Source organism: Rhizobacter sp. P2_D12 (assembly GCF_056404395.1).
Genome location: NZ_JBFUEB010000161.1, coordinates 1 through 10,337, shown reverse-complemented (window position 1 = coordinate 10,337; position 10,337 = coordinate 1). Strand labels below are relative to the sequence as shown.

At 67.4% G+C, this 10,337-nt stretch carries 12 protein-coding genes and 1 pseudogene; all 13 read right to left on the bottom strand.

Translation table 11 applies throughout. The features are described from left to right. Positions 1 to 226, bottom strand: a pseudogene (locus AC1DYN_RS30035) (flagellar biosynthesis protein FlhF); the annotation flags it as partial. 439 nt (positions 227 to 665) lie between these two features. After that, entirely contained in the window at positions 666 to 986 is a 321-nt protein-coding gene (locus tag AC1DYN_RS30030) for a hypothetical protein (protein WP_477966027.1), read from the bottom strand. 97 nt (positions 987 to 1,083) lie between these two features. Next, positions 1,084 to 1,683 (bottom strand): nucleotidyltransferase domain-containing protein, encoded by a 600-nt coding sequence (locus tag AC1DYN_RS30025; protein WP_477966025.1) that lies wholly within the window; start codon positions 1,681 to 1,683, stop codon positions 1,084 to 1,086. A gap of 52 nt (positions 1,684 to 1,735) precedes the next feature. Continuing rightward, the gene (flhA, locus tag AC1DYN_RS30020) at positions 1,736 to 3,817 is read right to left on the bottom strand and encodes a flagellar biosynthesis protein FlhA (protein WP_477966023.1); all 2,082 of its coding nucleotides are present in this window, start codon (positions 3,815 to 3,817) and stop codon (positions 1,736 to 1,738) included. Further along, positions 3,814 to 4,974 (bottom strand): flagellar biosynthesis protein FlhB, encoded by a 1,161-nt coding sequence (flhB, locus tag AC1DYN_RS30015; RefSeq protein ID WP_477966022.1) that lies wholly within the window; start codon positions 4,972 to 4,974, stop codon positions 3,814 to 3,816. The genes flhA and flhB overlap by 4 nt, the downstream gene beginning before the upstream one ends. Before the next feature lie 122 nt (positions 4,975 to 5,096). Further along, positions 5,097 to 5,858, bottom strand: coding sequence for a flagellar biosynthetic protein FliR (gene fliR / locus AC1DYN_RS30010; RefSeq protein WP_477966020.1), 762 nt, complete (start codon positions 5,856 to 5,858; stop codon positions 5,097 to 5,099). Between the two features lie 171 nt (positions 5,859 to 6,029). Further along, positions 6,030 to 6,299: a flagellar biosynthesis protein FliQ gene (gene fliQ, locus AC1DYN_RS30005; RefSeq protein ID WP_477966018.1), complete on the bottom strand. Its 270-nt coding sequence runs from the start codon at positions 6,297 to 6,299 to the stop codon at positions 6,030 to 6,032. 19 nt (positions 6,300 to 6,318) lie between these two features. Further along, a complete protein-coding gene (gene fliP, locus AC1DYN_RS30000; protein WP_477966016.1) occupies positions 6,319 to 7,110 on the bottom strand; it encodes a flagellar type III secretion system pore protein FliP in 792 nt (263 codons plus the stop codon). Then, positions 7,100 to 7,453 carry a FliO/MopB family protein gene (locus tag AC1DYN_RS29995; protein WP_477966014.1) on the bottom strand — a complete coding sequence of 118 codons (354 nt, stop codon included), beginning with the start codon at positions 7,451 to 7,453 and terminating at the stop codon, positions 7,100 to 7,102. The genes fliP and AC1DYN_RS29995 overlap by 11 nt, the downstream gene beginning before the upstream one ends. Positions 7,454 to 7,455: 2 nt before the next feature. Next, positions 7,456 to 7,890, bottom strand: coding sequence for a flagellar motor switch protein FliN (gene fliN / locus AC1DYN_RS29990; RefSeq protein ID WP_477966012.1), 435 nt, complete (start codon positions 7,888 to 7,890; stop codon positions 7,456 to 7,458). After that, on the bottom strand, positions 7,880 to 8,884 hold the full coding sequence (gene fliM, locus AC1DYN_RS29985) for a flagellar motor switch protein FliM (protein WP_477966010.1): 1,005 nt from the start codon (positions 8,882 to 8,884) through the stop codon (positions 7,880 to 7,882). The genes fliN and fliM overlap by 11 nt, the downstream gene beginning before the upstream one ends. Positions 8,885 to 8,900: 16 nt before the next feature. Next, the gene (locus AC1DYN_RS29980; RefSeq protein ID WP_477966008.1) at positions 8,901 to 9,497 is read right to left on the bottom strand and encodes a flagellar basal body-associated FliL family protein; all 597 of its coding nucleotides are present in this window, start codon (positions 9,495 to 9,497) and stop codon (positions 8,901 to 8,903) included. A gap of 191 nt (positions 9,498 to 9,688) precedes the next feature. Then, on the bottom strand, positions 9,689 to 10,337 hold a 649-nt coding region (locus AC1DYN_RS29975; RefSeq protein ID WP_477966006.1), incomplete at its 5' end, for a flagellar hook-length control protein FliK.

The following is a 10,337-nucleotide window of genomic DNA, read 5'->3' as shown; positions in this document are numbered from 1 at the left end:
GGGCGCGCGGTGCGGCGGCGCGCTTGGCGACCGGCGGCGACGGCGGGATCGGGCCGGAGGCGGACAGCCGCTCGATCTGTTGAACGCTTTCCGGCGCCATGGCCAGCACCTCGACGCCTTCGGCACAGGGCTTGGTCGAGAGCACGACGGCGTCTTCGCCGAACGCCTGGCGGACCAGGGTCAGGGCGTCGCGCGACGTGCGGGCGGTGAAGCGTTTGACGTTCATCGGGGGCTCCAGGAGATCGAGCAGAGACCAATTGCAAGCAATGGCATCCAGTGTGAGAGAACCGCACCATCGACGGTCGGGCGATGAGCCACCGTAAATCCCTTCATTTGGGATCTTGTGTGCCGAGGGGCGGCAGCGGTGGACGGCAAAGCAGAGGTCATGGGCGGGCGCGGTGGATGCGTGCCGTCATTGTTCCGGGGCGGGTCGGAAACTTGAGGACGATGAGAGGGGGGAAAGCCGGCCTGTTCCCCGGCGGCGTGCAGGGCTTTGCCGGGGGTGTGAAGCAGTCGTCATCCGACGCAGAACGTCCCGTCGATGCCGGGCCTCTTCGGGGATGCGAGTGGGGACTCAGTTCGGGCATCGGCGCGAGCAAAGCCGCGGACAGGCAGGCTGGGGCGCGCCTTTGCCGAACCATCGTCTTGGTGCGTGTCGAATGCTCTCAGGGGGCCAGCAGGTTGGCATGGCGTGCCTGGAGCCACTCGATGGCAATCTGAGAGAGTTCCGCGAATGCAGCCTTGGCATCGCGCAGATCGGCCGACGTACGCTGCATGCCGGCGTACTTCTGGTTGCGGATCTCGCGCACTGCGTCGAGCCGGTCCAGCAACGAGACGCCCGCATCGACGGCCGCGCAAGCAGCCTCCAGGACAAAAGCGTGGTGGCCGTCGACGGCCCTGTGTTTCCAGCCCTCAGCGTTCAAGACCGCAAGCGCGACAAAGAATGTCGCGTCGTAGGCCGCTTCAAACCGGGTGCCGAACGACACGCTCGGATTGTCCGCATCCCTGGCCTTGTCCTGGGCGGCCTCGAGCCAGGATCGGATCGCTCGTTTGTCTTGGGAACAGGGTATGAAAGCTGATGCTTCAGCCTGAAGTTTCCTCGCGCTTCGCAACATCGGACCAAGTCCCTTTCAGGTCGACCCTTGGTCCCTCAGCGACGGAGGTCCAGAAGGCGCTGCCCTCCCTCAACTTGAGAGCAAACTCGGCGGCCGATACGGCCACGACGTTGATTGTCTTGTGGTGCTTTCGCCCGACAGCACGGAATGCTGACTGGGCTTCGACGGTGCTCAGGTCCCCGACAGCCAGAACGTCGACATCACTGTCAGCGTCTGCAGTACCCGCGGCGAACGAGCCGAAGACGCCAATGTAGGCGCCTGCGACGCTTTTTGCCCTGGTACGAAGCTCCTCCATCAGTGATCCGGTACGGGCAACCAGTTGTCGCAGTGGTGCGGTAAGCGGTGATCGGGCGTTGATGGCATAGCGGGTCGAATGGCTGTCGGACAGCGCGAGAACCAGGTCGGCCTCGACCAACTGGCGCAGCAGCTTGCTGGTGTTTCCGGAGTCGGTACCAGCCGCCTGAGCCAATCCGCGCAGGTGATAGGTCGTTTCCGGATTCGAGAGCAAGACCTCGAGGATTCGAGCCTTGGTCTTGCCACCAAAGATGACAGTCAGCACATCGCTCATGCTGTCGAATCTACAGCAAATGCTGTGACATTCACAGCACCCTGGTTGACCGTCAGTTCGCGCCGATGATCGAGCCGATCCGGATCGAGTGCGTCTCGGGGATTTCGCTGTGGCCGAGCACCCGCAACCTGGGCGCGGCACGCTTCAACAGCCTGGCCATCGGGGCGCGGATCATGTCCGGCACCAGCAGGCAGGCCGGGTGGCCCAGGTCTTCCTGGCGCTTGGCCGAAGCCGCCGCGCTGCGCGTCAGCGTGTCGGCCACGCCCGGGTCGAGCGCCGCGCCGTGCGGCGAGTTCAGCGCCTGGGTCACGATGCGCTCCAGCTCGGGCTCGAGGGCGATCACCTCCAGCTCCTTCACCGGCCCGTAGATCTGCTGCACGATGGCCGGCGCCAGGCTGATGCGGATGCGCCGTGCCAGCTCGCCCGGCTCGCTCGCCACCGCCGCATGCTCGGCCAGGCTCTCGACGATGGAGCGCATGTCGCGGATGTGCACGCCCTCTTCCAGCAGCAGCTGCAGCACCTTCTGCAGGCTCGCGATGCCCACCATCTTCGGGATCACGTCCTCCATCAGCTTGGGCGCCAGCTTGGTGACGTGCTCCACCAGCTGCTGCGTCTCGACCCGGCCCAGCAGCTTGGCCGCATGCAGCTGCATCAGGTGCGACAGGTGCGTGGCCACCACCGTGGAGCAGTCCACCACCGTGAAGCCGTTCATCTGCGCCGCCTCGCGCTGGCGCTCCTCGATCCACACCGCCGGCAGGCCGAAGGCCGGGTCGGTGGTGCGGGTGCCGATCAGCTGGGTGGTCGCGCCGCCCGGGTTGATCGCCAGCAGCATGCCCGGGAAGGCCTCGCCCTCGCCGACCACCGCGCCGCGCAGCGTCAGGCGGTACATGCTGGGCTTGAGCTCCAGGTTGTCGCGGATGTGCACCGGCGGCGGCAGGAAGCCGACGTCCTGCGCGAACTTGCGGCGCACGCCCTTGATGCGCTGCAGCAGGTCGCCTTCGCGGTTCTTGTCGACCAGCGTGATCAGCCGGTAGCCCACTTCCAGGCCCAGCGTGTCCACCGGCTGCAGGTCGTCCCAGCTGGCCTCGGCGTTCGGCTCGGCCACCGGCGCGGCCGGCGGCGGCGTGTTCCGCACGCGCTTGTTGCGTTCGTTCATCCACCAGGCCGCATAGCCCATCGCGCCGGCGATCAGCAGGAACACCAGGTGCGGCATGCCCGGGATGATGCCCAGCAGCCCGATCACGCCGGCCGTGATGGCCAGCACGCGCGGCGAGTTGAAGACCTGGCCGGCCACCAGTGTGCCGACGTCCTTGTCCTTGCCGACGCGCGACACCACCATCGCCGCCGCCACCGAGATCAGCAGCGCCGGGATCTGCGCCACCAGCGCATCGCCGATGGCCAGCAGGATGTAGCTGTCGGCCGCCTGCGCCGCCGACAGGTCGTGCTGCGCCACGCCGATGATGAAGCCGCCGATGATGTTGATGAACAGGATCAGCAGCCCGGCCATCGCGTCGCCGCGCACGAACTTGCTGGCGCCGTCCATCGAGCCGAAGAACTCCGCCTCGTCGCCCACCTCGGCGCGGCGGCGCTTGGCCTCCTTCTCGTCGATCAGGCCGGCGTTCAGGTCGGCATCGATCGCCATCTGCTTGCCGGGCATCGCATCCAGCGTGAAGCGCGCGCCGACCTCGGCGATGCGCTCGGCACCCTTGGTCACCACGATGAAGTTGATCACCACCAGGATCGCGAACACGATCAGGCCGACCGCGAAATTGCCGCCGATCAGGAAGTGGCCGAAGGATTCGATCACCTTGCCGGCCGCGCCCGGACCGGAATGACCCTGCAGCAGCACGACGCGGGTGGAGGCGATGTTCAGCGACAGCCGCAGCAGCGTGGTCAGCAGGATCACCGTCGGGAAGGCCGAGAAATCCAGCGGACGCACCATGTAGGCCGCCACCATCATCACCATCAGCGCCATCGCGATGTTGAAGGTGAACAGCAGGTCGAGCACGAAGGCCGGCAGCGGCAGCACCATCATGGACAGCACCATGATGATGAAGACCGGCGCCATCAGCGCCTTGATCGCGGAGGCATGCGGCCCGAGCCAGCCCTGCAGTTGCTTCATCAGGCCGTTCATTCAGCGTCCTCCATGGCGTCGTGTGCGCCGGGTTTGTTGTGCGGGTCCAGCTCGGCCGGCACGTTCAGTTCAGGCAGCGCGCCCGGCATCGCGACGCGACCGGCCAGCGCGGCACGCAGCTGGTAGACGTAGGCCAGCACCTGCGCCACGGCGGCGAACAGCGCGGCCGGGATCTCGCGCTCGACCTCGGCATGGGCGTACAGCGCACGCGCCAGCACCGGCGCCTGCAGCACCGGCACCTTGGCTTCCTTGGCGGTGTCGCGGATGCGCATGGCCATCAGGTCGGCACCCTTGGCAACCACGCGCGGCGCGCCCATCCGGCCTTCGTCGTACTTCAGCGCGACGGCATAGTGGGTCGGGTTCATCACCACCAGGTCGGCCTGAGGCACGGCGGCCAGCATGCGGCGGTTGGCCATCTCGCGCATGCGGGCGCGCACCTTGGCCTTGACCTCGCCGTTGCCTTCGACTTCCTTGTGCTCCTGCTTCAGTTCCTGGTGGCTCATCTTCAGGCGCATCGCGTGCAGCTGGCGCTGCAGCGGCACGTCGATGGCGGCGAACACCGCCAGCGCCAGCAGCACCAGCAGCATGCCGCCGAGGATGGTGCTGCCCACGTGCGACAGCGCCTGCGGCAGCGGCAGCGACAGCGCGCCGGCGAACACCTCGACGTGCGAGCGCAGGTAGAGCGCGCCGATGGTGCCGAGGATCAGCGCCAGCGCGGCGCCCTTCAGCGCCTCGATCAGCTGCTGCTTCGAGAACAGCTTGGYGATGCCGGCGATCGGGTTGAACTTGTCGAACTTGGGTGAGAGCGGCTTGAGGGTCCAGACCCAGCCGCCGGCCGCGACGCTGACGGCCACGCCGACGGCCATCATCAGCAGGCCCATCGGGATCACGACCCACATCAGCTTGTGCGTCAGCTGGCCCAGGCGCTGGCCCATGGCTTCGGGGTTCTGCACCATCAGCGCGTTGAACTGCAGGCCGGAGGCGAGCAACTGCTGCAGCCAGCGCGACAGGAACGGCGCCACCGCCACCAGCGCCGCACCGCCGACCGCGATGGCCGCGAAGTGCGACAGGTCGCGCGAACGGGCAACCTGGCCCTCGGATCGGGCCTTGTCGAGCTTTCGCTGCGAGGCGGGTAGGTTGCGGTCTTGGTCGGACATGGGGCGGGCACAGTGCTCCCGCGATTGTTCCGGGCCGGGCGGGAAACTTGAGGCGGATCAGAGGGGGAAAGCCCGGTCTTTTCCCGCTCGCCGCGGGGCACGCCGTCGCGCCAGCCGGCAGGCTACTGGAAGCGGCTCAGCATCTGCTCCAGCGCCATCGTGAACGGCGCCTGCATCATCGGCAGCGTCAGCAGCACGCCCAGCAAGCCGACGCCCAGCGTGATCGGGAAGCCGACCGCGAAAACGTTCATCTGCTGGGCCACGCGCGAGATCACGCCCAGCACCAGGTTGACGAACAGCAGCATCGTGATCATCGGCAGCGCGATCCACAGGCCCAGCTTGAAGATCTCGCTGCCCCAGCGCTGCGGCTCCAGCGCATGCAGGAAGGCGAACGGCTCGGCGCTCACCGGGAAGGCGTTGAAGCTCTGCACCATCGCCGCGATCAGCAGCAGGTGGCCGTTGATGATGATGAACAGCCACGACACGATGATGCTGAAGAAGCGGCCCACCGCCGTGCCTTCGGCGCCGGTCGCCGGGTCGAAGAAGCCGGCGAAGTTCAGCCCCATCTGCAGGCCCACCAGCTCACCGGCCAGCTCGATCGCCGCGAACACGATGCGCGCCGAGAACCCGAGCGTCACGCCGATCAGCACCTGCTGCACCACCACCGCATAGATCACCGGCGAATCGAGCGCGATCACCGGCATCGCCGGCAGCGAGGCCTGCGCGCTGATCGTGATCAGGAAGGCCAGCGCCACCCGCACGCGCACCGGCACGTTGCGCTGCGACAGCAGCGGCGCGCTGCTGAACAGCGCCAGGATGCGGATGAACGGCCACAGCAGCGGCGTGAGCCACGCGGCGAGCTGGGCGTCGGTGAAGGTGAGCATGGGCGGCAGGTCAGGTGAAACCGTTCGGACTGAGCTTGTCGAAGGCCTGGGGACAGTGCGTGAGAGCCACCTGCGCGCTGCGGCGCCAACCCTTCGACACGGGCCCTCGGCAGGCTCGGTCCCTGCTCAGGGCGAACGGGTTGTCGGCAAACGGCTTGCTCGCGAGATGGCTCACCCCACCACCGTCGGGATCGACGTCAGCGTGCGCTGCACATACTCCACCAGCGTCGTCAGCATCCACGGCCCGGCCACCATCAGCACCGCCACCGCGGCCACGATCTTCGGCACGAAGGACAGCGTCTGCTCGTGGATCTGCGTGGCCGCCTGGAAGATGCTGACCAGCAGGCCCACCCCCAGCACCACCAGCAGCACCGGCGCCGAGACCATCAACAGCAGGTACAGGCCCTGCTGGCCCAGCGTGAAGACTTGTTGCGAATCCATGGTTCTCTTCTTGTCCTCGTCAGGTCGAGAAGCTCGCCGCCAGCGAACCCAGCAACAGGTTCCAGCCGTCGGCCAGCACGAACAGCATCAGCTTGAACGGCAGCGCCACCAGCACCGGGCTCAGCATCATCATCCCCAGGCTCATCAGCACGCTGGCCACGATCATGTCGATCACCAGGAACGGGATGAAGATCAGGAAACCGATCTGGAACGCGCTCTTCAGCTCGCTCGTGATGAAGGCCGGCACCAGCACCTTGAACGGCACGTCCGCCGCCTTCACCGACGGGTCCACCTTCGCGAGCTTCGAGAACAGCATCACGTCGGCCTGGCGCGTCTGCTTCAGCATGAAGGCACGCATCGGCACCTCGCCGCGCTTGAGCGCCTCGTCGAAGGCAATCTTGCTCTCCGCGTACGGCTGGTACGCGTCCGCGTAGACCTTGTCCAGCGTCGGGCTCATCACGAAGAAGGTCAGGAACAGGCTCAGTCCGATGATCACCTGGTTGGGCGGCGCCGATTGCGTGCCCATCGCCTGGCGCAAGAGGCTCAGCACGATCACGATGCGGGTGAAGCCCGTCATCATCAGCAGCACCGCCGGCAAAAAGGACAGCGCCGTGAAGAACAGCAGCGTCTGGATCGGCACCGAATAGCTGGTGCCGCCGGCCCCCTGGCCCACCAGCAGCGGCAGCGTCGCGCCCCCGCCGGTCGCGCTTTGCGCTAAAGCCGCTGCAGGAACGGCCGACAACACCGTCAAGGCGGCAATCGTGCCGGCGCGCTTCAGGCGGGCCGAAGAAAAGAATCCGTCAGCGGTCACCGCTCGTCCCCTGGTCGCGCCGAAGGCGCGACAGCATCTGTGCAAAGGCCGGGTGCACCGCCGGCGCGTTCGGCGCGGCGGCATCGGCCCCCGGCTCCATGTTGTGCAGCACGGTGATGCTCTGCGGCGTGACGCCCAGCACCAGCCAGCGCCGCTGCTCGCCCTGCCCCACCTCGACGGTGACCAGGCGCTGGCTCGACGACAGCGGCAGCGCGGCCACGCTGCGCATCACGCCCAGCCCGGCGGCACCGCCCATCGGCGTGCGCTTGAGCAGCCACAGCGCGATCGGGATCATCGCGATGATCGCGACGAACCACATGAATGAGGAAATCGCCGGCGACATGCTCAGCCCTTGCTCAGGCGGCGCATGCGCTCGCTCGGCGTCACGATGTCGGTGAGGCGGATGCCGAACTTGTCGTTCACCACCACCACCTCGCCCTGCGCGATCAGGTAGCCGTTGACCAGCACGTCCATCGGCTCGCCGGCCAGCGCATCGAGCTCGACCACCGAGCCCTGCGCCAGCTGCAGGATGTGCTTGATCGGGATGCGCGTGCGACCCAGTTCCACGGTGAGCTGCACCGGGATGTCCAGGATCATGTTGATGTCGTTCGGCGCGGTCGGGCCGGCACCGGAGGCGAAGTTGGTGAACGCCACCGGCGACACCTGCTCGGCCGGGCTCTGCACCTCGGACGCCGTTTCCGGCTTCGATTCGGCGAGTGCGGCGGCCCACTCGGCGGCCATCGCGTCTTCTTCCGACGGCGCTGCGTTGTCAGCTGACATTGTTTTCCCCCAGCCAGCTCATCGTCGAGCCGGTCAACAGTTGATCGATCTTCAAGGCGTACTTGCCGTTCGAGGTGCCGTAGTGGCAATCGAACACCGGCACGCCCACCACCTTGGCCTGGATGCCCGCCTGCAGGTCGAGCTCGATGAAATCGCCCGGCTTGAAGGACAGCAGCTGCTCGACGGTGGCCGGCGCGGTCGCCAGCTCGGCCACCAGCTCGACGCTCGCCGACTGGATCTGCTGCTTCAGCAGGTTGACCCAGCGCTTGTCCGGCTCGTTGCTGTCGCCCTGGATGGTCGAATACAGCACGTCGCGGATCGGCTCCAGCGTCGAGTACGGGATGCAGAAGTGGATGGTGCCGGTGGTCTCGCCGATCTCCAGCGTGAAGCTGGTGGCCACGACGATCTCGCTCGGCGTCGCGATGTTGGCGAACTGCGGCTGCATCTCCGAGCGCTGGTAGTCGAGCTCCAGCGGGTAGATGCCGTGCCAGGCCTTCTTGTATTCCTCGGAGATCACGTCGACCAGGCGCGTGATGATCCGCTGCTCGGTGGGCGAGAAATCGCGCCCCTCGATGCGGGTGTGGAACTTGCCGGCGCCGCCGAACAGCGAATCGATCACCGCGAACACCAGCGTCGGGTCGCACACCACCAGGCCGCTGCCGCGCAGCGGGCGCACCGACATGATGTTGAAGTTGGTCGGCACCACGATCTCGCGCAGGAAGGCGCTGTACTTCTGCACCTTGATGCCGCCGATCGAGATCTCCGGGCTCTTGCGGATGAAGTTGAACAGGCCGATGCGGATGTTGCGGGCGAAGCGCTCGTTGATGATCTCCATCGTGGGCATGCGCCCCCGGACGATCCGCTCCTGGCTCGCGATGTCGTAGTCGCGGATGCTGCCGTGCTGAACCTCTTCCTGCTCGAGCTTCTGGCTTTCCCCGGTGATGCCTTGCAACAGCGCATCGACTTCGTCTTGCGAAAGGATCTGCTGGTTCATGGCGTGGTGGCCGTCATCACTGGATGATGAACGTCGAGTAATGCACGTGGGTGACCGGGTTGTGCACCGCGGCCTTGCGCTTCTTGCCCTTCTTGCCCTTGGGCGCGTCGTCGGCCTCGTCGGCGTCGACCTCGATGCCCAGCGGCAGCACCGCCTCGCGCATCACCTCGCGCGCCAGCTGCAGCTTGCCATCGCCGTCGAGCAGCTGCTGCGAGGTCTTGTGCGACATCACCATCAGGATGCCGCTGCGGATCGCCGGCATGTAGGCCTTCAGCTGCTCGGCGAACTTGGGGTCGTCCACCTCCAGCGTGACGCCGATCTGCGCGAAGCGCTCGGCATCCTTGTCGGCCAGGTTGACGACGAAAACCTCCAGCGGCACGAAGGTGGGCACCGTCTTGTGGTCGTCCTTGGCATGCTTCTCGGGGGCCGCCGCCGTCTCTTCGCCGTCGTCTTCCTCGGCCGCCGCCGCGGCTGCCGCCTTCTTCTTCATCACGACGACGGCCGCGCCGCCACCCCCGAGCACCAGTGCAAGCACCGCCGCCAGGATGATGATGAGCTTCTTCTTGCCCTTCGGGGCAGCGCCGGCGGGGACGTCGGCGACAGCAGTGGCCATGGAAATTTCCCTCAATCGAGCCCGTTCGGCAGCGCCACGACGGCACCGCACTCCCGGGTTGCAATGGGGAAATTATGGAAAACGGGGGGAATTCCTAAAGCGCGATAAGCGGGGGGAAAACCGTGCCGTTCGGCAGCCCGGAGGCCAATGCGGGATCGCATCGGCACGGCCGACCCGGATGGGCATCCGGGTTACGCGTACAGATCGACGCCGCCTGCCGAGACCCGGGCCATGGTGCGCCGCGGGGCCGGCGCGTCCGCCGATTCGATCCCGCCGACGGCGCGCGAGCGCGAACCGCCTTCGCCACGACCCTGCCCGCCGTCCTGCGAGCCCTGGCGCGCCTGCTGCGAGACGCCGCCGCCGGTCAGCGTGAAGCCGGCCTCGCGCAGCGCGGACGCCAGCTCGGGCAGCCCGCTCTCGATGACCTGGCGCGTGGACGCCATGTCGGCGCCGAAATCCACCTGGGCCTGGGTGCCGTCGATCGCGATCTGCACCGAGATCGGCCCCATCTCGGGCGGGTTCAGGTGCAGTTCGGCCTGCTGCACGCCGTCGGCGGCCAGCACGCTGACCTGCACGCCGAGCGACTGTGCGAACTCCGGCGAATCGACCGGGGTCGGCAGGTTGACGACCGCCGGGGCCTCGGCCGGGGTGCTCGGGGCGGCCGCCGCGAGCCCGGAGGCCAGCAGCGCGCCGGACACCGGCGCGGCCTCGGTGCGCACGCCGTCCGACGGCCCGTGCAGCTTGGCGGCGACCTCGCGGAACGACGGCTCCTGCGCGGCGGCGTCGGCCAGCAGCCTGGCGGCCGGCGCGTCGGCGCCTTGCGCCACGCCGGCCTGGCGG